The organism is Pseudoalteromonas qingdaonensis (genome assembly GCF_038739665.1).
GTDB classification, from domain to species: domain Bacteria; phylum Pseudomonadota; class Gammaproteobacteria; order Enterobacterales; family Alteromonadaceae; genus Pseudoalteromonas; species Pseudoalteromonas qingdaonensis.
Genome location: NZ_JBCGCU010000008.1, coordinates 41,663 through 68,360 on the forward strand (window position 1 = coordinate 41,663; position 26,698 = coordinate 68,360).

The 26,698-nt window shown below is 49.9% G+C and carries 24 protein-coding genes and 1 tRNA gene; 9 read left to right on the forward strand and 16 right to left on the reverse strand.

Annotated elements, in window-relative coordinates; translation table 11 throughout:
- The first annotated feature begins 22 nt into the window (after nt 1–22).
- Nucleotides 23–991, forward strand: coding sequence for a zinc transporter ZntB (locus tag WCN91_RS08810; RefSeq protein ID WP_342678208.1), 969 nt, complete (start codon nt 23–25; stop codon nt 989–991).
- Here the strand turns inward: WCN91_RS08810 and WCN91_RS08815 are convergent.
- The 6 genes from WCN91_RS08815 to WCN91_RS08840 form a co-directional block, all read right to left on the reverse strand.
- Nucleotides 969–1,181, reverse strand: a complete 213-nt coding sequence (locus WCN91_RS08815) for a Rho-binding antiterminator (RefSeq protein ID WP_342678210.1) — start codon at nt 1,179–1,181, stop codon at nt 969–971. The two genes, WCN91_RS08810 and WCN91_RS08815, sit on opposite strands and share 23 nt — an antisense overlap.
- An 88-nt stretch (nt 1,182–1,269) precedes the next feature.
- The gene (locus WCN91_RS08820) at nt 1,270–3,792 is read right to left on the reverse strand and encodes a TonB-dependent receptor plug domain-containing protein (RefSeq protein WP_342678211.1); all 2,523 of its coding nucleotides are present in this window, start codon (nt 3,790–3,792) and stop codon (nt 1,270–1,272) included.
- Between the two features lie 336 nt (nt 3,793–4,128).
- Nucleotides 4,129–4,203 (reverse strand) — tRNA-Arg (locus WCN91_RS08825).
- A gap of 140 nt (nt 4,204–4,343) precedes the next feature.
- Entirely contained in the window at nt 4,344–5,129 is a 786-nt protein-coding gene (locus WCN91_RS08830; protein WP_342678213.1) for a phosphotransferase, read from the reverse strand.
- Nucleotides 5,122–5,745, reverse strand: coding sequence for a nicotinamide riboside transporter PnuC (gene pnuC / locus WCN91_RS08835; RefSeq protein ID WP_342678215.1), 624 nt, complete (start codon nt 5,743–5,745; stop codon nt 5,122–5,124). The genes WCN91_RS08830 and pnuC overlap by 8 nt, the downstream gene beginning before the upstream one ends.
- 16 nt (nt 5,746–5,761) lie before the next feature.
- Nucleotides 5,762–6,016 (reverse strand): YkoF family thiamine/hydroxymethylpyrimidine-binding protein, encoded by a 255-nt coding sequence (locus WCN91_RS08840; protein ID WP_342678217.1) that lies wholly within the window; start codon nt 6,014–6,016, stop codon nt 5,762–5,764.
- A gap of 358 nt (nt 6,017–6,374) precedes the next feature.
- Here WCN91_RS08840 and pdsR point away from each other — a divergent pair, with 358 nt between their 5' ends.
- The 3 genes from pdsR to WCN91_RS08855 all read left to right on the forward strand — a co-directional run bounded on the left by pdsR (nt 6,375) and on the right by WCN91_RS08855 (nt 9,571).
- Nucleotides 6,375–7,007 (forward strand): proteobacterial dedicated sortase system response regulator, encoded by a 633-nt coding sequence (pdsR, locus tag WCN91_RS08845; protein WP_425416028.1) that lies wholly within the window; start codon nt 6,375–6,377, stop codon nt 7,005–7,007.
- Nucleotides 7,008–9,140, forward strand: a complete 2,133-nt coding sequence (gene pdsS / locus WCN91_RS08850) for a proteobacterial dedicated sortase system histidine kinase (protein WP_342678221.1) — start codon at nt 7,008–7,010, stop codon at nt 9,138–9,140.
- Nucleotides 9,141–9,358: 218 nt separating this feature from the next.
- Nucleotides 9,359–9,571: a hypothetical protein gene (locus tag WCN91_RS08855; protein WP_342678223.1), complete on the forward strand. Its 213-nt coding sequence runs from the start codon at nt 9,359–9,361 to the stop codon at nt 9,569–9,571.
- 16 nt (nt 9,572–9,587) lie between these two features.
- Here WCN91_RS08855 and WCN91_RS08860 read toward each other — a convergent pair whose 3' ends face one another.
- From WCN91_RS08860 to WCN91_RS08875, 4 genes are read right to left on the reverse strand one after another with little or no spacing between them, the layout of a single operon-like run.
- On the reverse strand, nt 9,588–10,088 hold the full coding sequence (locus WCN91_RS08860) for a DUF1543 domain-containing protein (protein ID WP_342678225.1): 501 nt from the start codon (nt 10,086–10,088) through the stop codon (nt 9,588–9,590).
- Between the two features lie 40 nt (nt 10,089–10,128).
- Nucleotides 10,129–11,475 carry a sigma 54-interacting transcriptional regulator gene (locus WCN91_RS08865; protein ID WP_342678227.1) on the reverse strand — a complete coding sequence of 449 codons (1,347 nt, stop codon included), beginning with the start codon at nt 11,473–11,475 and terminating at the stop codon, nt 10,129–10,131.
- Nucleotides 11,465–12,028, reverse strand: a complete 564-nt coding sequence (locus WCN91_RS08870) for a hypothetical protein (RefSeq protein WP_342678229.1) — start codon at nt 12,026–12,028, stop codon at nt 11,465–11,467. The genes WCN91_RS08865 and WCN91_RS08870 overlap by 11 nt, the downstream gene beginning before the upstream one ends.
- A 10-nt stretch (nt 12,029–12,038) precedes the next feature.
- Nucleotides 12,039–13,454: a sensor histidine kinase gene (locus tag WCN91_RS08875; protein ID WP_342678231.1), complete on the reverse strand. Its 1,416-nt coding sequence runs from the start codon at nt 13,452–13,454 to the stop codon at nt 12,039–12,041.
- Nucleotides 13,455–14,050: 596 nt separating this feature from the next.
- Here WCN91_RS08875 and WCN91_RS08880 point away from each other — a divergent pair.
- Nucleotides 14,051–14,287: an EF-hand domain-containing protein gene (locus WCN91_RS08880; protein ID WP_342678233.1), complete on the forward strand. Its 237-nt coding sequence runs from the start codon at nt 14,051–14,053 to the stop codon at nt 14,285–14,287.
- 71 nt (nt 14,288–14,358) lie between these two features.
- Here WCN91_RS08880 and yaaA read toward each other — a convergent pair whose 3' ends face one another.
- Nucleotides 14,359–15,138 carry a peroxide stress protein YaaA gene (gene yaaA / locus WCN91_RS08885; RefSeq protein WP_342678235.1) on the reverse strand — a complete coding sequence of 260 codons (780 nt, stop codon included), beginning with the start codon at nt 15,136–15,138 and terminating at the stop codon, nt 14,359–14,361.
- A gap of 289 nt (nt 15,139–15,427) precedes the next feature.
- On the opposite strand from yaaA, the gene tal reads away from it, so the two are divergent.
- Nucleotides 15,428–16,378, forward strand: a complete 951-nt coding sequence (tal, locus tag WCN91_RS08890) for a transaldolase (protein ID WP_342678237.1) — start codon at nt 15,428–15,430, stop codon at nt 16,376–16,378.
- Between the two features lie 160 nt (nt 16,379–16,538).
- Nucleotides 16,539–16,724: a DUF3545 family protein gene (locus WCN91_RS08895; protein WP_342678239.1), complete on the forward strand. Its 186-nt coding sequence runs from the start codon at nt 16,539–16,541 to the stop codon at nt 16,722–16,724.
- Nucleotides 16,725–16,782: 58 nt separating this feature from the next.
- Here WCN91_RS08895 and ung read toward each other — a convergent pair whose 3' ends face one another.
- The 4 genes from ung to thrA form a co-directional block, all read right to left on the reverse strand.
- Nucleotides 16,783–17,448 (reverse strand): uracil-DNA glycosylase, encoded by a 666-nt coding sequence (gene ung / locus WCN91_RS08900; RefSeq protein WP_342678241.1) that lies wholly within the window; start codon nt 17,446–17,448, stop codon nt 16,783–16,785.
- Between the two features lie 65 nt (nt 17,449–17,513).
- On the reverse strand, nt 17,514–18,797 hold the full coding sequence (gene thrC, locus WCN91_RS08905) for a threonine synthase (protein WP_342678243.1): 1,284 nt from the start codon (nt 18,795–18,797) through the stop codon (nt 17,514–17,516).
- The gene (thrB, locus tag WCN91_RS08910) at nt 18,797–19,738 is read right to left on the reverse strand and encodes a homoserine kinase (RefSeq protein ID WP_342678245.1); all 942 of its coding nucleotides are present in this window, start codon (nt 19,736–19,738) and stop codon (nt 18,797–18,799) included. The genes thrC and thrB overlap by 1 nt, the downstream gene beginning before the upstream one ends.
- A gap of 9 nt (nt 19,739–19,747) precedes the next feature.
- Complete coding sequence (gene thrA / locus WCN91_RS08915; protein WP_342678247.1) at nt 19,748–22,165, reverse strand: bifunctional aspartate kinase/homoserine dehydrogenase I; 2,418 nt, start codon at nt 22,163–22,165, stop codon at nt 19,748–19,750.
- A gap of 571 nt (nt 22,166–22,736) precedes the next feature.
- Between thrA and WCN91_RS08920 the strand changes: the two genes are divergently transcribed.
- Together WCN91_RS08920 and rdgC are read left to right on the forward strand one after the other, a co-directional pair.
- Nucleotides 22,737–24,497 (forward strand): ATP-binding protein, encoded by a 1,761-nt coding sequence (locus tag WCN91_RS08920; RefSeq protein WP_342678249.1) that lies wholly within the window; start codon nt 22,737–22,739, stop codon nt 24,495–24,497.
- A gap of 67 nt (nt 24,498–24,564) precedes the next feature.
- Entirely contained in the window at nt 24,565–25,473 is a 909-nt protein-coding gene (gene rdgC / locus WCN91_RS08925) for a recombination-associated protein RdgC (RefSeq protein WP_342678251.1), read from the forward strand.
- Between the two features lie 346 nt (nt 25,474–25,819).
- Here rdgC and WCN91_RS08930 read toward each other — a convergent pair whose 3' ends face one another.
- Nucleotides 25,820–26,659, reverse strand: a complete 840-nt coding sequence (locus WCN91_RS08930; RefSeq protein WP_342678253.1) for an HDOD domain-containing protein — start codon at nt 26,657–26,659, stop codon at nt 25,820–25,822.
- Between the last annotated feature and the right edge of the window lie 39 nt (nt 26,660–26,698).

Consider the following 26,698-nt stretch of genomic DNA (forward strand, 5'->3'; position numbering starts at 1 on the left):
ACAACAAAAAGTGAATTTCCTCATGAGTGCATTAATCCATGCTTTAGTACTCGACGGCCAAGGTGGCATTAGCAAAGAGTTGACCAATATAGACCAAGTCAGCGCCTGGCAAAGTACCGACGGATTACTGTGGCTGCATCTCGACTATTGTTTTGATGAAGCCAAAGACTACCTTAACTGCATTAACTTAAGTGATTTTGCCTACCAATCATTACTGGCCGATGAAACCCGCCCGCGCACTGTGCCCGATGACCAAGGCACTCTGATGTTTTTGCGCGGCGTTAACCTGAATCCGGCGCAAACTCCGGACGATATGGTGTCTATTCGCCTTTATGTCAGCGAGCAGGTGATTGTCTCCACCCGTCACCGTCGCCTGCTTTCGGTAAGCGCCCTGGCGGACTCGCTGCGTGCCGGCCAAGGCCCCATAAATGCATCGTCAATTATTTGCCAACTGAGTGAAAACCTCACCTCACGGATGCAAGATGTTATCGACGAACTTGAAGATAAGCTCGACCAGTTTGAAGAGCAGGTAGATGGCAGCAACAAGCCCCATGATCATAATGCGCTCTCTCAGGTACGCAGACAAACCATAGGCTTAAAGCGTTATATCCGTCCGCAAAAAGAGGCCCTGCGCGCTTTGCTGACGCAGCCGCCGAGCTGGTTGGCAGATGAGGATAGCTCGCGCATCAGCGAAACCATTAACCATCTGGTGCGCTATTTGGAAGAGCTGGATATGAATATAGAGCGCGCGCAAATTATTCAGCAAGAGGTTTCCAGTCAGGTTTCTGATCAGCTCAATAAACGCATGTATGTGATGTCTGTAGTGGCGGCGCTGTTTTTGCCCTTGGGCTTTTTAACCGGCCTGCTGGGGGTGAATATAGGCGGCATACCGGGCACAGAGTCCGATGCGGCTTTTGCCATTTTCGTTATCGCCCTGGTGGCTCTGACTGGGCTGATTGCCGTTTATTTTAAGCTAAAGAAATGGCTTTGATCTGATCCAGACGCACACTTTCGTGGTTGCTAAAGTGCAGCCACTCGCCCTGGCCGCTGATAATTCCTACGTCTTCGGCCTGGGCACAAAACTGCTCACCACTGTGCAAAGTTACCGCCACCTCATTATGACGCATGCAAAAAATCTCAATCAGGTCATGCTGCTCACAGGAAATCGGTGTATAGCTCATCCACTTCTGCTCCTTTAAAAAAATGCACTCTTCTCTTATAGCATAGCGACAAGAAAAAGGGGCTCATTGAGCCCCTAACTTTCGTTTATTAAAAACGATAGGTGATATTGCCGTAGATAAAGCGCCCATCCAGGCTGTATGGCGCAAAAGGCGTGTATGGGAAGATCTGATTAAAATCAGACTGGCCAACATTATCCACAGTGGCCTGCGGATATTGGTCGAACAGATTGTTGGCGCCTAAAGCCAGCTTCCAACTGGCATCAGGGTGATAAGCCACTTCCAGGTCGGTCAGCCATTTCGCATCCAGATATTCGTCACGCTCCGGCTGCGAGGAAATATCCGCTACTTCACCGTAGCGAGTGAGGCGTAACGTGGTTTGCCACTGCCCCAGGTTCCAAATCGCCGCCAAGTTTAGCTTGCTGTCCGGCGTACCCTCTTCAAAACGGCCAATTTCACGGCGGGCAAACAGCTGATAGCTCTCGCCCAGTGAGTCCAGCTCTTCTGGGTTGTCTTTAACGGCGGTGACTTCAGTGTCGTTAAAGTTAGCCGCCGCGCTTAAACGCATATCGCCCCAGTTTGCCAAATCAAGCTGATAAGTAGCGACGATATCCACGCCCTGAGTGCGCGAGTCGATGGCATTGGTAAAATAACGCACGCTCTCAACATTGGTCTCCCCGGCCGCCGCTAGAATGGCCGCCACTTCAGCGCCTTCGAGGTTTTCCGAGAGCACAATGCGATCGTCGATATCAATACGGTAGGCATCCAGGGTCAGGCTAAAGGCACCACGGTTATAGATAAAACCAGCGGTGATATTGACCGACTCTTCGGCTTCCAAAGGCTCAGCACCCAAGGCTTGTGCCGCAGCGGTATCAGCAGGGAACAAACCTATTTCAAACGGCTTGTTATTCTCTAGCACGGTTGATATCTGGCGATATGAGCTTTGTGCCAAAGACGGCGCACGGAAACCGCTGCTGATGGCACCGCGCAGGCTTAGATTGTCGCTAACGCTATAACGGCTTGCCAGTTTCGCTGTAAAGGTGCTGCCAAAGTCACTGTAATCTTCCAAACGACCGGCCAAAACCATATTCCAATCATCGCTTAGGTAGGTATCGAACTCCACAAACAAGGCCATATTGTAGCGACTTTCATCGGTCACACTGGCAGGGCTAAAACCAGGCAGAACCTGAGCACCACCGGCTCCGATCGGCGCACCATTGCTGTCAACGGCGGTAATGTAAGAGGCCTCTTCGCCTTGCTCGATTTTATAGCCTTCACGACGGTACTCGGCACCGATAGTGAAAAACACATCATCATTTAGACCCAAATCAAGCACGGTGCTGGCATCGGCGTTAACCAACCATTGGTCATACACCAGGGCGCCGTTATCGAATTCACGCGGGCTATTAATACCCAGCGAGGTATTCAAGCTATTGCTGACGCCGAAGGCAAAGTCGTTGCGACCATAGTTGCTGCTGATATCCCAGCTCCAGTCGCCGCTTTCCCCTTCCAGGCCAAGGGCCAGGGCATAGTCTTTCACCTGGGTGTCGATTTGTGGCAAGAAACCATCGGGGTAAAGCTCAGTTACATTGCGGTTATCCTTGGCGCGGCGAAAAAATCCGCCCGAGTTACCCTCACGCTCTGAGTAGCTGCCAAAGGCATATAAGCTGTAGCCCGACTCTAACTCATAGCCGCTATTGATAAACAAGGCGACATCTTCAAGCGCCGCCTTGCCGAAGCGGTGGTTATATCTGTCTATGGTAAATTCACGCGGGTCCAGGCTGCCATCCTCAAGGCGAGCATACTGCTCGCGGGGATCAAAACCAGAGCGCAGGGTCGACTCATGGTCACGGTACTCTAAGGCGATATTGACAAAGCCATCATCCCCTAAGGCCAAACCTGTGTTGGCACTAAAGGTACGGTTGGCACCATCGTTAATGCGGCGGTCGTCGCCGGTTACAAAGGCCAGGTTGCCGTTATTATCGGCGTAGGCACTTTCAAGCTTCGGCACACCGGCCATTTGCGTATCGTACTCGCCGTAGGTAGCGCTGATGCTGCCGCCTTCATCGGCGTCCTTAAGCACTATATTGATGACCCCGGCTATGGCATCCGAGCCATATTGAGCGGCGGCGCCATCACGCAGCACTTCAACACGCTTAATGGCAGCAACTGGGATCATGTTCAAATCCACCGCGGTCGAGCCACGACCTACAACACCGCCCAGGCTTAATAAGGCGCCGGCATGACGACGCTTACCATTGACCAGTACCAGGGTATGATCCGGTGCTAAACCACGTAATACAGCGGGGCGGGCATGATCCGTACCATCGGATAAGGTGGCGCTGGGGTAGTTAAAACTCGGCACCTGAGTGGCCAAGACTTGGCTTATCTCCAACTGACCTGTGCTGGTCATATCATTACTGGTGATCACATCCACAGGCACTGTACTCTCGCCAAGGCTACGCAGGCTACGACGAGTACCAGTCACGGCAATCACTTCCATATCCTGCTGGGCCGCATTACCATTTTGCGCCGTAGCGGCAAGGCTTGGCGCACTGCTTAACGTCGATGCGATAGCCAGGCTTAAAGCCAGCTTATTGGTTGTAAAAGTCATGAGAATCCCTCGAATACTGGAATATGCTAGTAAAATAGGGGGCAATCATACGTAGCCGTTTCGGTAACAGCAAATAGCAAAATAAGCTAACTTATTCACCTAAACAAGCACTTAATAACACACCGTTTAATTAGTAAAAAAAGTGCTAACAAGGCGCTATAAACATGCAAAAAAATGAGGCTCGGTTTGTTCTTTGGGCAATTTTAATACGCTGAAAAGTTCAATATCTTGCGTCGTCATAGCGACAAGAGCAGGGTTAGCGCTAGGCAAATATCCGAGCAAACACATACAGAGGAAACAAGGTAAAAAATCAGAAGCTATAAAGACAAGCAATAATGGCGCTCTCGGCAGGGATCGAACCTGCAACTTGGCCTCCGGAGGGCCACGTGATATCCATTTCACCACGAGAGCGATTTCGTCGCCACCAGAGGATGGTGTCAACTGCGCCTATAGTAATGGCATCCCTTGGGAAATACCAGCCCTCGCGAATCGGATGGCGATAATTTATTCAGGGGTAAAACACTTAAACGAGATGAAAAAGCACATGTGGATTAGGTAATTAGCTCATCCAAGCTCGACTTGGCCTCATCAATACGGTGCAGTACCTGATGACGTGCGTACCAAAAGTAATTTAGGGCCGCCACCAGCTTTTGCATGGCCTTGAACTTCAGCCAATTTCCTTGCAATTCAAGGGCGCTAAAATACTGGCTGAACAGCCACTCTTGCTGCTCCACTGAGAGCTTAAAGCTCAGGGTTAACATGGCCAGATCGAAGTAACGGTCACCATGCTGGGCATATTCAAAATCTATGCACTGCCATTGTCCACGGTGGCTGATAATGTTCTCTTTGATCAGGTCGTTATGGCAGAAACAGTAATCCTCTGAGGTGGTTTGCGTCTGCGCTACCACTTCCTGCAACGCCTGAGCATAAGGGTGATAATAAGGTTCGCTGGCATAACCGGCCAGCTCATCATGTAAATCCAGTGCTGCGCCACTGCTTGGCAAAGCGTGAATTTGCGTCAAACGTATCAGGGCTTGCTCACCATCAAAATCACTCGGCATCTGCCCTGGAGCATAAGCGAAAATGGCACAGCGATGCCCCTTGTCCACATAAACAGGGGCCGGACACACGCCCAGCTGTGCCAGAGTACGCTGGGCGTCGATGGCGGCATCGGGTACCTGCCTGCCATAGAGCTTTACCAGCCAGGTGCCTTGCTCGGTATCAACGCGGTAATTCTCGTTGCTTACCCCCTGTGGCAAAAAGGTAATTTGCTCAATCACCGCATCGGCTTTAAATGCCGTGACCAAGGCATGGATGCGACCCACCGACTCAGGCATAAGCCGGCGCTCCTTCTTCCTTCTGTTGATATTGCTGGCGCCAACGCAGGTAGCCGGCAATCGCCATAAAGGTATAAAACACAAATAAAACCACGGTCGGATAATAGCCCTTGGCCAGATACAAGTAGATGGAGGCGGCGTCGATCACTACCCAATAAAGCCAGTTTTCCAACACTTTTTTCGCCACAAAGTAAGTGGTGAGCACCGCAAAGCAGGTGGTTAAACTGTCAAGGTAGGCATAATCGGCACGGGTGTAATTATCCATGAAATAGCCTATGCCTGCGGCAATCAGCGCGGTCGCAACAATCAGCTTGGCATGTGTGCTCAGGCTATAGCTGACAATGCCCTGTCTCTCGCTGCGCTCTTTGCCATAGCGCCATGCCCACCAGCCATAAATAGCCATACCCATATAATAAAAATGCAGCAAGGATTCCATCAACAAGGCGCCCTGCCAATACATCAGGGTGTAGATCAGGGTACTGAAAAAGGCTGCGGGCCAGCACCACAGGCTTTCGCGCATAGCCAACAACAAATAGGCCACGGAAAGCGCTACCGCCGCATATTCCCAGCCGGACATGGCAGCAAAGCCAGATAAGGTGCTATTTAAGGCGTCCATAAGGCATTCCTAAGAGTTAGTCTTGAGGCGACAGATCGCCATACAAAAACTTACAAACAAAAATGGCCTTACCAAATTGCTCATAGGAACGCTTGATCTCGGCACTCAACACCGCCATCACGGTATCATAATCGCCAAACACCTGAGTCGAAAGCGTATTGGTGATCACCTTAAGCTCTTTATGCTCGTTAAGGCGGTCAATAAAATCTTTAATAAAGGGAATATAGTCTTGATGCAGCGGATACTTACTGATTTCAACGGTCAGTTTCATGGTCATATCACTAATACTAAGAATAAAGAATGCCGCTATTGTAACCTGAACGGCTATCAACTTAATATACTTGGCATAGCTCAAAATCGGACAAGGCAATGGAGCGGAAGATAGCTAAGGCGCCTACTAGCTAAGTGCGCATCACCCCAGCTCCTTGAAACACAACAAACTCTTCCTCTCAAAAGGCATGAAAATCGAAATATGATCAATTATGGCAATTGCCGCTTCGTTCATCACAAGGCGAGCAAATCAGGGTATAGTGTTAACAAAATCACCTTGTTAGCCGTAAGTTAGTCCTAAGATGAAACGAATAGCCATTATTGAAGACGAAGCCGCGATCCGCGATAACTATGTAGAAATGTTGCAAGGGCAAGGCTATGAAGTGCAAGGTTTCGCCGACAGGCCCAGTGCCGAACTGGCGCTGAGCGAACGTTTGCCGGATCTGGCTATCGTTGATATTGGTTTAGGCAATGAAATTGATGGCGGTTTTATGCTGTGCCAAAGCTTACGGGCACGCTCTCAAACCCTGCCGATTATTTTTCTCACCGCTCGCGACAGTGAAATAGATACAGTATGTGGTCTGCGTATGGGTGCCGATGATTATCTTACCAAGGACATCAGCATGGCTCATTTGGCGGCGCGTATCGCTGCGCTGTTTCGCCGCGTTGAAGCGCAAGGCTTACCCAGTGAGCAAGAGGACACCCTGGTGCAAGACAAGCTGGAGCTGAACTTAAAACGTTTGCGCGCCAGTTGGCTGGGCGAGGCGGTGGATTTGACCGTGACCGAGTTTTGGATGGTGCATTCACTGGCCAAGCGTCCGGGGCATGTAAAAAGCCGAGATGAGCTGATGAGCGATGCCAAAATTTACGTTGACGACAGCACCATCACCTCCCATGTAAAACGCATTCGTCGCAAGTTTCAGGCACTCGATGCTCAGTTCGATTGCATCGACACCGTATATGGCATGGGTTATCGCTGGGAAAGCAAATAGATGGCGCGCTTTGGCCTTGGGCTGCGCAGCAAGGTTGTCTTGCTGTCCTGCTTTTTACTTGTACTGCCCTGGCTTGGCTACGAATATGTATGGGAAATGGAAAAGTATCTGCGCCAGGGTCAGGAAAAAACCCTAGTCGGTACCACAAGAGCGCTGGCCACCGCCCTGCATGAGCGCCCCGCGTTATTTGAAAATGCCAGTGAGTTTACCGCCAAGGTAGAAAAGGGTCGCGACCTTTACGCCTACCAGATCAACAATGCCATTCGCCTCGATGGCGAGCTGGGTGACTGGGCCCCCTATCAAAGTCTTATGTGGCAATACCAGGGTAACTATCTGCAAACTCCAAACCCGGATCATGATGACAGCGACCTGTCCTTCACACACATGGTCGGCAAATATGGCCAGCACCTGTATGCGGTGTTTGCGGTGCAAGATAACCAGGTTCGACTACGCCCCAAAAATGCCCTTAGCCTGGAGCGTAACGATCATTTAAAAATCGCCATTAAGTCGCCCGATGGCGAGCTGAAAAATTACATAGTGGCCACCCGCGAAGACGGCTGGGTGAATGCTTTTAGTCTTCCCAAGCTGACTCCCTATAAGGATATTCAGGGCTATTTTCGCCAGACCGAGCAAGGCTATAACATAGAACTGCGTATGCCCCTGTCCATGCTTGGCAACAAGCTCGGCTTTGCCATCAGTGACTGGGACTCGGGCGAGCAAGAGCGTCATTTAATGGCCACCTCGAATATTGCCGATGCCAATACGCTCGGCACCGTGCTGCTGCCCTCACCTGAGATAAAACGCATAATCAAGGGCATGGGCCACAGCGGCAGCCGCATCTGGGTGGTGGATAAACATCACAGGGTGCTGGCGCAATCGGGCACCATTCAACATGCGGACGGAGTCTGGGCCAGCTCCTTACAAGAGCAGGATAAGGAAGGCATGTGGCAGCGTTTCGAGCAGCGCTTTTTGCACCCCCTCTATTACCAGATTCTGACCAAGCCACCCAGTGACTTTCTCGATATTTTGCATGATGTAGCGGCGCTACAAGGCAGTCATATTGCCAGCGCCTTACGCGGTGAGCCGGCCTCGAACTGGCGCCTGACGCCAGACAGCAAAGCGGTGATCCTCTCCGCCGCCTACCCTATTTGGAGTAATGAGCAGGTGCTGGGCGCAGTTATCGCCGAAGAAACCACCAATGGCGTGCGCACTCTGCGTAACAAGGCGCTGGAAAAGCTCTTTAATGTGATTATTGCGGTGATGCTGGTGGGCACCATCTCATTGTTTTTCTTTGCCTCGCGCATTTCCTCTCGTATTCGCCGCTTACGCGACAGTGCCGAGCAGGCCATTGATGAGCAGGGCCGGGTACGAGCGCAACTGAGCGTGAGTAACGACAGCGACGAAATAGGCGACCTCTCGCGCAGCTTCGCTAATATAGTTAATCGCCTTGGCGGCTATACCCATTATCTGGAAAATATGTCGTCGCGCCTTTCTCACGAATTGCGAACGCCGGTGGCCGTGGTACGCAGCTCGCTGGAAAATCTGCAATTGATCGCCCACGAACCGCAGCAACAAAAATACCTGACCCGGGCTCAGGAAGGGGTCGCCCGCCTGAATAAGCTGATCACTACCATGAGCGAGGCCACCCGGTTGGAGCAAAGTATTAGTACCTCGGCGCGGGAGCATTATGATCTCACCCAGGTGCTGCAAGGCTGTATGCAGGGCTATCAGCTGGCTTATCCGCAGGCACGCTTTGCCCTGGATATCACCCAAGAGGCGCTTCCTGTGCAAGGGGCCGCCGACTTTTTCGCCCAGTTGCTTGATAAGCTGATCAACAATGCCCTGGAATTTGCCGAGTCCGATAGCGAGATAGAAGTTTCGCTAGCACGGGATAACAATCAAGCCCATCTCAGCATTAGCAATCTAGGGCCATCGCTGCCCAAGGACATAGGCAAGCATATTTTCGACTCCATGGTGTCGGTGCGCGCTCAGGATAAGCAGCAACAGCCGCATCTGGGTTTGGGCCTGTATATTGCTCGTCTCATTGTCGATTTTCATCATGGCCAGATACGCGCCAGCAACCGCGAAGATGGCCGTGGTGTAACCATCTTTGTTGAGATTCCCTTGTGCTGATTCAGAATCGATTAACTAAAGGGGGTGTAGCCTTAGCGGTAAGTTAGTCATTACTCACGAGGTGCATATGCAAGGCCAAGTTTTATTACCGGAAGAGCTGGAATATATTATGGCGCTGTTTCGCGAGCAAGATGACAGCGGCGCAACAAGGATAAAACTTGAATCACAGGACGAGGCTTAATTACAATAGCTGCCTTTATCCTCACGTGAAATCACTTGTGAAAAAACATCAGGCCAAAAAAGAGCTCGCCCTGCTACCCATTTTATTTATCGCCATTGCCTTGTGCATCGGCGGGCATTTCGTTTTACAACCTAACTATCAAGATAGTAATTTAGTGGAATATGCCCTGGCGGCCCTGCCATTTGCCTTATTCGCCTTGGTGATCCTCGCCATCCGCATCGCTATCAAGCAAGAAGAAAACGACGACTAGGCTCCAAAGTCACGCCCTAAAGCACGTGATAGCCGAACCAATCAGGGTGCATGGCCTGCGACTGGTAGCTGGGAGTAAGATGGATATGATACTGGGCGTCGATCAAGTCCAGGGCAAAGCAGTCATCCACTTCATGTAAATCGTCTTTATGCTGATGACTCATATCGGTGAGCAAGGCTTGCTTCACCTGCTCTTTGGCCTGCTCGACGCTGGTCGCCACGGTCAGGGTAAAAGCATGTTGCTCGGCTATTTGATCGGCGCGATACGCCCCTAAATTAACGAAAAAGAGGCGTTCACTACAGTGTTGCGGTGCATCAGCCAGGCTCACCGCGTAGCCGTCGATATGACGTACCGCCATATAACTGTCCATATGCACGCTGTTTTTCTTGCCCACCCACTGGGCTTTGAGCTTGTCGTAACAATCTTCAATGCGCTCGCCAATGACAAAGCGCACATCGTGCATCTCGATATGACAGCCTTCAATGCGACCACCCAGATAAACCATAAACAATTGCATCTCTTCACTCCTGTTGAATTGCAATCTTGATTATAGCGATTTAACGGCTGAATTGTTCCACATCAATATCATGCTTTTTGATCAGCTTATAAAAGTCGCTGCGGTTACGCTTGGCCAATTTAGCCGCCTGGGCAACATTACCATCCACCATTTTCAATACATTGATCAAATACTGACGCTCAAACTGGCGCTTGGCCTCGTTTAAGGCAATGGGCGAGCTGGCTTCGAGCTCACACTGCAAAGCCATGGCAACCTGTTGAGCGCTGATCAGCACTCCAGGGCTCAATGCCACCACCTGCTCCACTACGTTTTGCAGCTGGCGAATATTACCGGGCCAATCGTGGCGCAACAGCAAGTCCATGGCATCATCGCTGAAACGTTTCACCCCTTGCTGCTGACGAGCGGCAATTTGCTCACAAAAGTGATGCGCCAACAGGGAAATATCCTCGCGACGTTCACTCAAAGCCGGTAAACGCAGGTTCACCACATTTAAGCGATAGTAGAGATCCTCGCGGAAACTGTTATCACGGATTGCCGCAGGCAAATCCTTGTGGGTGGCCGACACCACCCTGACATTAACCGGAATTTCCTCACTATGACCAACCGGGCGGATTTTTTTCTCTTGCAGCACGCGTAGCAACTTAACCTGCAAGTTCAATGGCATATCCCCTATTTCATCAAGAAACAAGGTGCCATTTTGAGCCTCTGAGAAGAGCCCCACATGATCGGTGGTAGCACCGGTAAAGGAACCCTTTTTATGGCCGAACAGCTGGGATTCCAAAAGCTCGGCGGGCACAGCACCACAGTTAATGGCAACAAAAGGACCGCCACTGACAGCACTGCTCTCATGCACAGCTCTAGCCAGCAGCTCTTTACCCGTACCGCTGGCGCCGGAAATCAATACATTTACATCCGTAGCCCCCACCATACGCACCTGCTCCAACAGGTGATACATGCTGGCGCTGCGGGTCACAATGTAAGAGTGACTTGCTTGCTGTCCCTGGCTCTGCCCTTGACCGTGCAGACGCACCGCTTTGGCCAGGGTATCGATCAACTCATCCTTATCTATGGGTTTGGTCAAAAACGCAAAAATCCCCTGCTTGGTCGCACGTACCGCATCGGGAATAGAGCCGTGCGCCGTCATCATAACCACGGGTAAACTAGGATAAAGCTGCTGAATTTGTTCGGCCAGTTGCAGGCCGTCGATATCGTCCATACGTAAGTCGGTCAGCACCACATCAAAGGTTTGCTGCTGCAACTCACTCAAGGCCTGGAGAGCGCTATTGGCCGTGGTGACTTCATAGTTATTGGCCATCAGCCTTATGGTCAGTAGTTTTAATAAACTGACATCATCATCAACGAGTAAAACCCGTGCTTTAGAACTCATTATTATCCTCCTGCTGAGACGCACGTTGCAGCAATTGCTGCTCTATGGCCGCCAGCGACGACAAGGTCTTTTCCATTTTTTCCTGCATTTGCTGCTGCTCTTGGCGCAGCTTAGCAAGTTGCTGTTGTTGCTCGGCATTGGCCTGCAGCTGCTGCTTAAGCAACCAGAAGTAACGGGCGCTGGACTCGGGCCAGTAATATTGACCGCTGATCACCTCAAGGTCGCTCAGCAGCTCATTCGGATTTGTCTGGCCACGTAAGCACAGGCGGGCAAAAAATTGCTTCAATCTCGGCGCCGCCACATATTCCTGTAACTCAGTGGCCGAGGTAAAGCCGCCGCATTGCTGTGCATGCCATTGCACCAGCTGCTCGGCACTGGGATAGATGGGTTCTTGCTTGGGCCTGGGTTTGGGATTCGGGTTGGGATTAGGAGCCTGCTTTTCAAGCCCCCCTAAGTGGCCAGTTTCTCCCGCCGTTCCAGGGCTCGGCAACTGACAGCCCGCACTCAAGATAGGCACCAGCAACAGGGCAACACACTTGGCAAATTTCAACATCTTGACTCCATTAGCAACTAAATTTAAGCCTAAAACAACTGCCCTGAGGTGACCCTGAATGGATCTGCACCTCACCATTGAGTTGATTAACACATTCCTTGACTATAGATAACCCCAAACCACTGCCGGCCACGGCGTTACGCTTGGCTGCCTGCCCCTGATAAAAGGCATCGAATAAACGCTCGCGCTCAGACTCCTTTATACCCGGTCCCTGATCGACTACGGCTATCTCCAGCTCTTGCTTATAACGCTCAATTTGTATCTTTATTTGCGCCCCGCAGGGTGAAAACTTAATGGCATTGGACACCAATTGCACCAAGATCATTTGCAATAATTCGCCATCAAGCGGCAATTCTTTTAGCTCCGCTGGGCAACGCCACACCAAGGTTTGCTGGCCCAAGCGCAGGCGCTCGGCAAAGTGCTCCTGCACCTGAGCCTTTAAGGTATCAAGTTGGCAGCCTTTATTGCTCAGGGTTCGTGCCTTAATGGCGTTGTAATTTAACAGGTTTGTGATCATACCATGAAGACGTTCTGTGCTTTGGCTGATCAATTGCAGTACATCTTGCTGCTGCTCGTTGATGGGGCCTACCAGCTGCTCTTGCAATAAATCACAGCCTTCCACCATGGAGGCCAAGGGGGTTTTTAACTCATGGGTCACATGGCGCAAAAAGGTGTCTTTTTGTTGCTCCAGGCTTTGTAGTTGCTGCTGCATCCAGTTAAGTTTTTGTCCCAGCTCTCGCAGCTCTTTGGCGCCGGTCAATTGAATATCCACATCCCAATCACCGCGCCCTAGTTGACTTATCACCCGAGACAAATACCCGAGATTGCTGCTTAGGCGCCATAAATAGCCACCACCTAGCAATAACACTATGGGCACCAGGGCTACCAGCCAGTTAATAAAGCTCTGCTGTAGATCCGTAAGCGCCTGTTGCGCCAAGTCTATCTGCTCCTTGGTATGAGTATGCAGCCAATTTCCATGACTGTTTATTTGTTGGCGCAGCGGTGAAAACAACTCGGCATTGGCCTGCTCCTGCTGCTCTATATTTTCTCTGCTGGCGACAAAATCCGCCTGTAATTGCTGCCAACGCGCCAGCTCACCAGTTGAAGTGGCCGCCTTGGACTGCTGCGTCAAAAGCGCATCGGCCTTATGCCATTGCTCATTCACCGCCTTACTAAGTTGCTCGCTTTTTAATACCCAGTTTTGCAAAGTTGCCCGCTCCAGGGATTGAAACAGCTGCTTAAATTCATTGAATTGTTCATTCTTCTGGTAACTGCTTAAGACCATCTGCTGGGTATTGACCATATGCTGGTCAAGGGCCTGTAAAAATACCACCACAACTAAGGCCAAAGGCACGAGTAAAATGGCCACGCCGATAAAGAATTGAGCAAACAGGCTGGGGCGCCAGTGCAGCATACGAAAAATCACCACAACTCCTTGTTGCCAAAAAGCGAAAAGATAACTATTTGAAATTTAGTAGAAAAAAATATAGAAACCATAAACTGTTGCAAAATAACCACAAGCAATCCCGTTCATTCCGCACCACTAACACATAACCATTTGAAAAATATAAACTTTAAAAACTGGCATTGAATTTGTTAGAAGAGCCACCCTGCGGTCTAAAGACCTTACACTTACATTTATAAATGAGTTTCAATTAAGCCACTATGAATTGGAGAATACCGTGCGACGTGTAGTATTGGTCGTAGCCTTAATCTTGTGTGTTACCTTGGTAAGCGCTAAACAACCCTCGGAGTCTCACTCCACAACGAACCCGCCAGCAGCAGTGCAGTCAACGAAGCCATCGATTAAGCAGTTGGCAAATGAGCAACAAACAATGCGGCATAATTCGCAGCTGGCCCCTAATAAAACCAGTAAATATGACTTTGAATCGGCAGATAACGATCTAGGCGGCCAACTTAATCTCAGCAAATAGGCGATTAATCTTATTCCATTTGGCCAGGGTCACAAATTTGGTTAGGCTAACAGCATAATATGCGTAACCTGTACGCTAGGATTTTTACATGAATAAAATTGCAGCATTAGTTTTAAGCACCTTGATGCTCGCCTTTGCCACCACTTCGGTGCAGGCCAGCAGTATCGAGTCGCGCTTTAAAGAATTAGACCGAAACCGTGACGGCGCTATTAGCAAGTCGGAAGCGGCACAAGAGCCGGCCTTGTGGTCGCGCTTTAGCAGCTATGATCAAGATAAAGACGGTAAACTCTCGTTACGCGAGTTTACCAATTACGCTCGTCAGTAGCGGCGCTTAGCCGTCATATGCCACGAGCAATAAAAAAGCGCCCTGGGCGCTTTTTTATTGCTTAGTATTTATTAGCCCTGCTCTTGGCGTAAAAATACCGGCTCATTTTCCTTAACCGTGGCTTCGTCGCTAAAGTAATAACCCGCAATTGAAAACTCCTTAAGCTGCGCCAGGGTCTCAACCTTATTTTCCATAATATAACGGGCCATCATGCCACGCGCCTTCTTCGCGTAGAAGCTGATCACTTTATATTGACCATTTTTGCAGTCTTTAAATACCGGCGTAATAATGTCGGCTTTCAATGCCTTCTTATCCACCGCTTTAAAATACTCATTCGAGGCAAGATTAACCAGTTTCTTAGCACCGTTTTGAGCTAAAACTTCATTGAGCTTTTCGGCAATAATACTGCCCCAGAACTGATATAAATTAGCGCCTTTTGGGTTTTCTAATTTAGTACCCATTTCCAAGCGATAGGCCTGCATTAGATCAAGCGGCTTAAGCACTCCGTATAAACCAGAAAGAATACGCAAATGTCCTTGCGCATAATCCAGTGCGTCATCACTTAGGGTACTCGCTTCAAGCCCGGTATACACATCACCGTTAAAGGCAAAAATGGCTTGTTTGGCATTATCGCTGTTAAAAGGCAGCGACCATTCGCTAAAGCGGGCGGCATTTAAACCGGCGAGCTTATCGCTTATTTTCATCAGGCTGCCGATTTGCTGCGGCGTTAAATCGCGGCATACAGAAATCAATTCTTCACTGTAGGCGAGTAATTCGGCTTGACTGTGAGTTGCTACCGGAGCGGCGGTCTCAAAATCAAGGTTTTTTGCTGGAGAAATAACTGTGATCATAAATGCTGTTGACTTGGCTCTACAATAATGTCAATTTCAACATTAAATAAAGCAAAGATCACGCTTTATTCTCTCGGTCTGCGTGCCATACGCTCTCGCCACAACGGCGGCGACCGGTTCATTTTGATGTTATTTACACGGCATCAATCCCCTGGCACGGACAATTGACCTCCCCATGGTTGTCACTTAGGTGCAACATTAACTACATAACCTATAAGTGTTTATCTATTTGCTATAGGCACAGACGATAAACCCAGTAGACGCTCTATGCTTGGAATGAGGAAAGCACATGACTACAGCACTACAAGAGTTGAAGCAGCATTCAACCATTGTTGCCGATACCGGCGATATTGAAGCAATACGCAAGCATCAACCCCAGGATGCCACCACTAACCCATCACTTTTACTTAAGGCCAGCGAAATCCCTGCCTACCAGCCCTATCTTGATAAGGCCTGGCAATATGCGCGTAGCCAAAGTGATGACACCAGTGCTCAACTGGAACTGGCTTGCGATTACTTCGCCGTACTGATCGGCAAGGAAATCGCCGATATCGTGCCCGGTTATATTTCTACCGAAGTCGATGCACGCCTGTCATTCGATACCCAAGCAAGCATAGCGAAAGCAAAGCAACTGCTGGCCCTGTACGACCTTGAAGGGGTTAGCCGCGACAAGATTTTAATTAAAATCGCATCGACCTGGGAAGGCATTAAAGCCGCCGAACAGCTGGAAAAGGAAGGCATTCGTTGTAACCTGACGTTGCTGTTCAGTGAAGCTCAGGCCCGCGCCTGTGCCGATGCCAATGTGTACCTAATCTCTCCCTTTGTTGGCCGTATTCTTGACTGGCATGTGGCCAATGGCATGGAAAAGCCAAGCGATCCGCTGGCGGATCCTGGAGTGCAATCGGTACGCAGCATCTATGAATTCTACAAAGGCCATGGCTATGAAACCATAGTTATGGGTGCCAGCTTTAGAAATACCGGTGAGATCCTCGCCTTAACCGGCTGCGATCGTCTAACCATAAGCCCTGCGCTACTTGAAGAGTTGGAGCAATTACCGGCGAATGCGGCATATCAGCTGACATCACCGGCCGGTGTAGCGCCTAAGCCTGCGGCCCTAAGCGAGAGCGAATTCCGTTGGTTGCATAACCAGGACGCCATGGCCACCGAGAAGCTCTCTGAAGGCATACGTGCCTTCGCCGAGGCGCAAGTGGAACTTGAACGCCGCTTCGCAGCCCTCTAGATTTAATACCAAAATAAAACGCCAGCGACATGCTGGCGTTTTTATAGAATCACCCAGTAATAAAAACATCACTTTCCTGTAACTCAAAATAAACAATTTCGTTTTATTTTTAGACTTTCTATGGTATAGATTGATTGCGTTAGTTATACAGGAGAGTGTCATGGATAGTCTTAATGAACTACTACAAATAATAGAAGGTCCAGAGGCGAGAAAGAATTCCGGTCGTAATAAAAAACGAAAGTGGCGCGAAATCGAAGCAATAAAAGACAAGCAGCGTTTACGCAAAGAACTACAAGAACTCGATCTATTCAGCGATGCCATCGCCTTAGAAGAACTCGATTTCTAGCTTAGCTAAAAAAGGAGCATTTATTGCTCCTTTTTTTATGACCTTTTAAGGCATTAGCTTAACTGGGCAGGCGCCAGTCTATGGGCTGTTTTCCTTGCTCTGCGAGCAGGCTATTTGTCTTAGAAAAGTGGCCACAACCAAAAAAGCCTCGGTGTGCGGACAAGGGGGACGGATGCGGCGCCTTAAGCACAAAGTGCTTAGTGGTATCTATATGCTTGCCCTTCTTTTGCGCATGCGCGCCCCAGAGTAAAAAGACAATCCCCTCACTTTGCTCATTTAGCGCGGCAATCACCTGATCGGTAAAATGCTCCCAACCAAGATGCTTGTGGGAATGAGCCTCACCCTGTTCCACCGTCAGCACGGTATTAAGCAATAACACCCCCTGCTCAGCCCAGGACTGCAGATAACCATGATTGGGAATGGCAAAACCGGGAATATCCTGTGCCAACTCCTTATACATATTAGCCAGCGAAGGCGGCGCCTTAACCCCAGGCAATACGGAAAAACACAGACCATGAGCCTGATTGGGGCCATGGTATGGGTCCTGACCCAGAATAACCACCTTTACATGGTCAAACTCGGTGGCGCGAAATGCCTCAAAAACCTGCTCTTTGGGCGGATACACGGCAACACCCGCATCGCGACGCTGCTGCACATAATCTAATGTCTCTTGAAAATAGGCCTGCTGCTTTTGCGCTGCCAATAAATCGGACCAGGATGTCATATAGGCTCTCGAATAAAAAAGACGGCTCGAGGCCGTCTTGTTAAAGCTAAAGCTAGCTTACCAAATTAACCGAGTTTCGCCAGCATAGCTTCACGCAACTGCTGATAGTCGGCACTCATAGGCTTCGCTAGGCAGGGCTTGGCCAGGGCATCGGCCAGGGCCTTGGGCATTTCCAAAGAGATACCTAAGATCTCTTCCACACTGTCTTTAAACTTGGCCGGATGAGCTGTGGCCAAAAAGATCCCCTGCTCACCCGGGGCAAAATCCGCCTTTAATCCCTGATAGGCGATCGCTGTATGCGGCTCGGCCATGTAGCCCAGCTGCTGTAACTCGCGCATCGCTGCCGCTGTGGTTGCTTCATCCACACTATGAGAGAAAAAGTCGTTATAGCTAAATTGGCCGCTATCTAACATCACCTGCACCCGCGGCCAGTTATTTGGCCGACTCACATCCATGGCATTAGACAGGGATTCCAAAGTCTCATTGGGCTGCCACTGCTTGGACTCAAGGTAGCGCGGTACGGTATCGTTTTGGTTAGTGGTGGCCGACAACTTGCTGATAGGCAAGCCAATCACCGCCGCTATCATGGCCGCACAAACGTTACCAAAGTTACCGCTGGGCACGGAAATATGTGCCTGTGCCCTTTGCTCTTTCGGCAGTTGCGCCACTGCCTCAAAGTAGTAGCAGACCTGCGCCACCAGGCGGCTGATATTAATAGAGTTAGCCGAGTTAAGGCCGAGACGCGATTTCAGCTCTTCATCCAAAAAGCCCTGCTTGACCATGGCCTGACAATCGTCAAACGAACCTTTAACGCTGTAACAATGCACATTGCCGCCAAGGGTGGTAAACAGCTTTTGTTGTGCCTCGGAGATCTTGCCCTCGGGATAGAGGATCACCACATCGACATTCTCTTTACCATAAAAGGCATGCGCCACGGCGGCTCCGGTATCGCCACTGGTAGCGGTTAAAATAGTCACCTTCTCGCCCTGGCTAAACTGCGCCAGACATTGGGCCATAAAGCGTCCGCCAAAGTCTTTAAAGGCCAGAGTCGGACCGTGAAACAGCTCTAAACAATGGAGGTTATCGGCTACCTTGACCAAGGGCGCGGGAAAGGTAAAAGCCCCCGCGACCATTTGTGCCAGGGTTTCATCGCTCAATTCATCCCCTAACAGATGACGTAATACCTTGGCACTGCGGGTAACAAAGTCGAGTTCCAGTAAGGCATCAACATCCGCCAAGGGCGTTAGCTCGGTAGGGAAAAACACCCCTTGATTGCGCCCCAGGCCAGTTTTTACCGCCTCAACAAAAGACACCACCTGCTCATTATCTTGCAAATTATATAACTGCATTACCCTAGTTCCTCATTCAATTCTCTGGTGCCGGCCCAATCGAGTTGGCAAATATGGCTAAAACCTTGTTCATTAATATAGTGATCGCTGAGCCATTGTTGGCACAGCTCGGCGCTGGCGAGATTGTCGCATAGCGCAAACAGTGTCGGCCCAGCGCCAGAAATACTCACCGCTTTGGCGCCTAGCTGTAACAGCGCCTGTTGCGCCGCGCTAAAGCCTTCAATCAATTGCGCCCTATGGGGCTCGGCCACAGTATCTATCATGATAGACAGCGCCTCTTCGCTGCGCTGTTGCAGCATCAAGGTACAAAAAGCACTGAGGCGCTGAGCAAATTCAACACTGTGGTGCATATCCAGCTGCTTTGGCAGCACAGCTCGCGCCTTGGCGGTGTTAAGCGTAAACCCGGGAAAGGCCACCACCGGATACCAGTTATCCGGGGTAGCAATGGCCAGGGACTTACCGGGAATAAGCTCCGCCGTCAGTTGCAGGCCTCCCAAATAACAAGGGGTGATATTGTCGTAATGACGGCCACCGCTGACCTTGGCCTCAAAGTCGGCCATCAGCTCAATCAGCGCCTCATCACTGAGCTCGGTGCCGGCAAACTTATCCAAGGCAGCAATAGTTGCCACCACGGAGCAGGCACTGGAGCCCAATCCCGAACCCACGGGCAGGTTTTTTACCAGCTCTAAACGCACCGCAGGCATATCCGGAGCCACCGCCTGTTTAAAATGCTGCAAACACATATAGGCCAGGTTTTGCTCTGCCTGCGCCGGTAGCTTATGAGCATAAGGCCCGGAGCAGACAAACTCGGTGGTCGTGCTGGCACTGACCTTAACCAGATCGCCGAGCAAACTGCCGTCAATTGGTGCAATGGCGGCGCCAAGGGCATCAAAGCCGACGGCAAAATTACCTATGGAAGCCGGAGCATATACTTGAATCATCAGATTTCCTTATCGCGGTAATGTTTTAAGAATATCGGCAAAAACCCCCGCCGCCGTCACTTCGGCACCGGCCCCATAACCGCGGATCACAAAGGGTCTTGGCTGATAATACTGACTTAAAATGGCCAGCGCGTTTTCGCCATCGCGAATATCGAATAAGGCATGCTTGCTATCCACCGCTTCTATGCCCACCTTGCAGCGCCCCTTGTCTATGCTGCCAACGTAACGCAATACCTTACCTTCGGCCTTGGCGGAGGACACCTTGTCGGCAAAATCGCTGTCGAGCTCGGGCAGCTTAGCCATAAACTCATCGACATTAAGGCCATCGGCAAAGCCAGGTGGCAAGACAGACTCAACTTCTATATCTTCAAGTTCGAGTTCCAAACCCGCTTCTCGGGCAATGATCAACAACTTGCGGGCAACATCTGTACCAGACAAATCATCACGGGGATCCGGCTCGGTAAAGCCACTTTCTTTCGCCTTGATGGTCGCCTCAGACAGACTTAAGCCATCGCTCAGCACTCCAAACATATAAGACAAGGAGCCAGAGAGAATGCCGCTAAAGTGCAACAACTGATCGCCAGCGCCAAACAAAGACTGAAGATTATCGAGTACGGGCAAACCAGCACCAACATTGGTTTCATAAAGGAAGCGTCGGTTATTGCGCTGCGCCGCTTCTTTTAACTGCCAATAATAGGCTTGTGAGCTGGTATTGGCCTTTTTATTGGCGGCGACCACATGGAAACCGGCATTTAAGAAATTAACGTATTGATCCGCCAGCGCCGCTGCTGAACTGCAGTCGACGATCACCGGATTGATCAGATGATGCTGTTTTACAAATTGTTCCAGATATTTCAGGTCAAATTCCTGTGCCGTTTGCTGCAATTGCGTTGGCCACTGCTGCAAATCTATCCCCTCGCCGTTTAGCAACATCTGCCTTGAGTTGGCGATGCCGCGCACCTTTAACTTGATATTGCGCGCCTTCAGCCACTCTTGCTGCTTCTCTACCTGGCTCAACAATTCGCTGCCCACCAGACCACAACCTAAAAGGAAAACATCGATAGACGGCATATGAGTAAAGAAGTTTTCATGGCACACCTTCACCGCATCGTTACACAGCTCGCCATCGATCACCGCGGAGATCGAGCTTTCCGTGGAGTCCTGGGCAATGGCTACTATATTCACTTGTGCCTGTGCTAAAGAAGCAAAAAACTTGGCTGCCAAGCCCTTATGGGCCCGCATATTGTCACCTACAAGGGTCACAATGGCGAGGTGGCGCTGTACCTGCACCGGCTCAATCAGCCCGGCCTTGGCTTCAAGCTCAAAGGCCTGTTCAAGGGCCCTTAGTGCGAGGGCAAGATCTTGCTGGTACACACAAAAACTTATGCTGAACTCACAGCTCGATTGGGTGATAAGGACTATGGAAACATTGTCCATCGCCAGTGCGCTAAACACCTTGGCCGCCATACCCACCTTGCCCTTCATTCCTGGGCCAGACACGGTCAACATGGCCAGGTCCTGCAAACTGGAAATGGCTTTCACCGGCTCAGAGGAGCGCGCCTCATCGCTTATCAAAGAGCCAGGAAGCGAAGGCGCATGAGTATTTTTAATCTCACAAGGCACGCCTGCTTTGGCACAGGGCATTATGGTCTTGGGGTGTAATACCTTGGCGCCGAAATAAGAGAGCTCCATGGCCTCTTTATAAGAGAGATGATCAACCTTGGTAGCACCCTTGATATAACGAGGATCAGCACTGTAAACACCATCTACATCGGTCCAAATTTGACAAACATCGGCCTCTAAACAGGCCGCCGCCACCGCCGCAGAATAATCCGAGCCATTGCGCCCCAATGTTGTTAATCGTCCCTGCTCATCGGCGCCGGTAAAGCCGGGCATTATGTATACTTTTGCCGGGTTGGCATGCAAATACTGCTGCATCAGCTGTTTTGATACATCAAGATCCACTTCTGCATCCATAAAACCCCCCTGTGAGCGCACTACTTGCTCTGCAGGCACATAGTGAGCACCTAGGTCGGCCAGCAGGGCCTGCATCAAGGCCACACTGATGCGTTCGCCAAAGCTGATGATATAACTGTGCACCGCATCCGGGCATTCACCCAACAGCGCAATGCCCTCAAGGCGGCGCTTCAGCTCCTGAAAGTCGGGCCAGGAATCGGGCGCCTGAGCAATAGCCGTCACCTCAGATTTTAGCCCCTCGGCACGGGCGCACAGGGCCTGCCAGGGAATACTGTAATCCTGCCCAGACTGCGCCAGTTCGCTTAAGGTCACCAGGGCATCTGTCATGCCTCCTGGTGCTGATAATACTAGTAACATTTGCTCTTTGAGCTCAGCGCGCACTATGGCGCTAACCCGAGCTAAGCAATCCGCATCGGCCAGTGATGACCCGCCAAATTTCAATACCTGCATAATTTCCTCATTCCCGTTTGACCGCAATTATTCTGCTGATGACGCCCTTTTCGGACTCAAAAAAAAGGCCCATGCAATAGAGCATAGGCCTTTTTTTCTTCGCGCACCGACCCATGCCACTATCCGCTACGGATGGTGGTGGTAATAATGATGGTCAGTGTTGCGTAATTTGTTTTCATGTAATTAGACTGCCCGAAAATGACTATTTCTGTCAACAGCAATATTTAACAAATAATATGCTTTTTTCTTATATCCAAAACAATACGTAGAAATACTTATGCAAATCTTCAGCCGAAGCCTTCAAACACCTGTACATGAGGACGCAGCACAAAAACGCCAGAGCCCCACCTAGCACTGTTAACTTATATGCACGGTTCAACTTTGCCCGAGGCGTAAAAATGGCGTCGTGAAGATATTTGCTTTTGTTAAACGCCTGTCAATAAGCTATTATTTTGTATGTTTTTTAAAATCCTTAGCGCTATTTCTGCAAGGATATAGCGGCACAAAATACAAACTCAACATCGGAGTTTTGTCACCGCCTTTTTTTAGTTGCACAGGGCCAAGTTCATACATGTTGCGTAACAGTCTGTCGAAAAAACTCCTTACCAGTGTTTTATCCGTGTACTTTGTACTGACCTTTGTGGTGACCTGCGCACAGATATATGCCGAATATTTCAACACCAAAAACTACATCCGCAATGAATTGCAAATATTGCAACAAACATTTGATGGCAGTCTTACTCGCGCCATTTGGGAGCTCAATACAGATCAAAGCGTCACCATAGCTGAGGGCCTAATTGCTATTCCCATGGTTGAGGGGATCATAGTGCGTGACGACAGTGGTGAGGTGATCTCCCGGCTCGGTCGCTCCTTGGATATTCACGAACGCACGCCAAAGCCCTTGGCACAAGAGACCGATATTATTGAAGATACGCCATCGGGCCTGTTTGGTTATACCTTTCCACTAGTATTCGAATTTTCTGGCCGTGAAACCCAGGTGGGCGATGTCACCTTATTTTCCAGTCGCGACGTGGTGGTCAGTCGCATTATTGTTTCCATTTACCTGCTCGTGGGTAACGCCATGATCAAAACCGCTTTTTTGATCTTGCTGTTTTTACTGGCCTTTAGAAAACACCTAACCTTGCCTTTGCAGCAATTGACGGAGCAAGTCGAGGCCGTTGAGCCAGATGCCCTAGATAACACCCGAGTTAGGCTTGATACTCATCAGCAAAACGAGCTTAACGTTATGGCACAGGCCTTTAATAACCTGATAGCCAAGGTGATCGAGTACCGCGATAAGCTAAAGCACACGCAAAAAGAATTGCTCAAAAGCAACGAAAAGCTCGACCAACAGAATATTGAGCTCGAGCACGAAGTGGCCCGTAAGACCTCGAACCTCAGTCAAGCCATGATGGATCTGCAGCAACAAAAGTATGAGCTGGAAAAACAAAAACTTACTCTTACCGAAGAAATTGAGCTAAGGCGCCAAACCGAACAGGAACTGCTCGCCAAGCAAAGAGAAATGCTGCGCTATATGGATGAGCTTAACAGCACGCAGGAGCGCTTAATTGGCTCGGAGAAAATGGCGGCACTTGGCGGCCTGGTTGCCGGCATTGCGCACGATATCAATACTCCCGTAGGCATAGGGGTTACCGCCACCTCGTTTTTACAAGAACGTCTTAATGAGCTGGAGCAGGCGCACGACAAGCAAACTCTGACGCCAACCGAGTTGGCGCAATTTATTGGCGAGGCAAAACAAAGTGTCGAGCTGCTTAACAATAATCTCGCCCGCGCCAGCGAGCTGATTGCCAGCTTTAAGCAAATCGCCGTAGATCAGGCCAGCGATGCGGTGCGCACCATAAATTTAAAAGAATACCTTGGCGAGGTGATCCGTTCTTTGCATCCAAAACTGAAAAATACCGAACATAAGATCAATATTCAGTGCCCGGATAATCTCATCCTTAATTTACCCGCCGGTGCCATTAGCCAAATTTTTACCAATTTAATAATGAACTCGCTGATCCATGGTTTTGAACAAATCAAGCACGGTCATATAGATATACTTATCCGAGAACAGGATGAGCGGGTATTAATCGACTACAGAGACGATGGTTGCGGCGTCAATGCGATGCAACTGGAACAGCTATTCAACCCCTACTTCACCACTAAGCGGGATCAGGGCGGCAGCGGCCTGGGCACCCATATTACCTTTAACCTGGTAAAACAAACTCTAGGCGGCGAGATATCGGTCAGCAGCAAGCCTAATCAAGGGCTCCAGTATTTTATCTCGCTTCCGAAAGACCTGCCAAAACCCATGCAAATGTTTAATTAGCGGCGCCACTCCGTTATGATGGCGGCACTGTAAATTTGCGCTCTTGGCGCTCCATGGAAGTATATTTATGTGGTTTAGTAACCTAATTTGCTATCGTTTTAAGCAAGAGATCAGCTATCAGCAAGAAGACTTTGACAAGGCCTTAGAGCAGGATTTATTCCGCCCCTGTGGCAGTCAGGATCTGCACACCTTCGGTTGGACCAAGGCCCTGGGCAAACATGGCCAAACATTAAGCCACTTTTCTAAAAACTCGATTCTGGTATGCGCCAAGCGCGAAGAAAAAGTGCTGCCAGCGGCGGTTGTTAACGACATGCTGCAGGAAAAGGTAGAGCAACTGGAAGTGCAGGAAAACCGCCGAGTAAACAAAAAGGAAAAGGATGAGCTTAAAGAGAATATCCTTAACACCCTACTGCCACAGGCCTTTAAAAAGTCGAGCCTGCAATATGCCTTTATTGATATGGAAAATGGCTGGGTAGTCGTCAATAGCGGCAGCTTTAACAAGGCCGAAGAGCTACTGGCGCTGCTACGTAAATCATTGGGCACCTTGCCCGTGGTACCTGCCTTTGCCAACTATGACCTGGGTTTATTCCTTACTTCCTGGTTAAAAGACTTTAATGCTCCGGAAGGCTTTGCTATCGGCTTAGACGCCGAGCTGCAAGAGCCGGATGACAATGGTGCCCAGGTGAAACTGAAGGGTCATGATCTGGCCACTGATGAGGTTAAAAATCATTTGGATAATGGCAAGGAAGTCACCAAGCTGGCCCTTGAGTACCATGAGCGCATCAAGTTTATGCTGCAAAACGACGGTTCGATCAAACGCGTAAACTATGCCGAGGTGTTAAAAGAAGAAAATGCCGATATTCCAAAGGAAGATATGGCAGTAAAACTGGACGCCGACTTTATTCTGGCATCGGAAGAAATCAAGGAATTGCTTGAAGCCTTAACCAAAGAGCTCGGCGACGCCGAAGATTTGTAAGGCAAATGCAAGTCGGTGCTTTGCGCCGACAAATTTAAGCATATGGCTCTTTTGTCGGCCTTTCGACAATGTACTCCTGCATTGCTTAGTTGTCAGCCTGAAGGCTGACCTACAAGGCTTTTTTGTCGGCCTGAAAGGCCGACCTACAAGCATTAATGTAGCTCGGTGTTGTGGGCGAGGCTTTAGCCTTGCAAGTCGGTGCTTTGCGCCGACAAATTTAAGCATATGGCTTTTTTGTCGGCCTTTTCGGCAATGTGCTCCTGCATTGCTTAGTTGTCAGCCTGAAGGCTGACCTACAAGGCTCTTTTGTCGGCCTGAAAGGCTGACCTACAACGGCAAGGCGGGGCTACAAAAACACCTCATAAGTATCTTTGACTAATTCCTGATACTCGTCCTCGGCAAAAAGCGACACCGAAGGGATAATGCCCTTATCCACATAAACCTGTAGTGCCGCCGTTTTATCTGAGACCTGCAAAATACCCTCAAGAATCGCTCCCAGGCGTACAAAGTCGACGTATTCAATGTCATCAGGGCGATAGTTGGGAGCAGACCAGAGCCTGGCAACCTCAACAAACTCCTCAGAAAAATCCCACGCGGTTAAGATAGCGGCGCCGATGCGACCGGCCAGTTTTTGAATGGCATGAGCGAGAAAGCTGGGATTCGCAAACATCTCTGGGTGTTTTTCCGCCTCGGTTAAAATCGGCAAAATACCTATGTTATAGGTGAGCGCCGCCAGGGTAATAGTTTCAGTGTTGATGCTGGCGTGGTGCTGCTGCTCACGAAACTGCTGCACCAGCACCATGGCATGACAGGCGACCTTGATAGTCTTTTGCCAGGCCTTATTCATATACCCATTGATCACTGGGTCTTGCGACACAAACAACTGCTCCATCACCATGGCCGTGGCGATATTCTTAATCTGCCTTAGGCCGATGCGGGTCACCGCCTGATTTATAGTGGTCACCTTCACCGAGCGGCTTATCAAAGCACTGTTAGCAACCTTAATCATCCGCGCCGCCAGCGCCGGATCGGTAGCAATCACACCGGCCATGGCGTGCAAGGTAATATCCGGCTCATCGGCACAGGCACGCACTCGTAAAGCCACTTCGGGCAAGGTCGGTAGTACCAGGGTATCGCGCTTGATGTGATCAACCAAGATGGTGAGTAAGGCATTTTCGGTAGACATTATCGCGGTATCCTTTGTCAGCAACGCGAACGCTCTTCT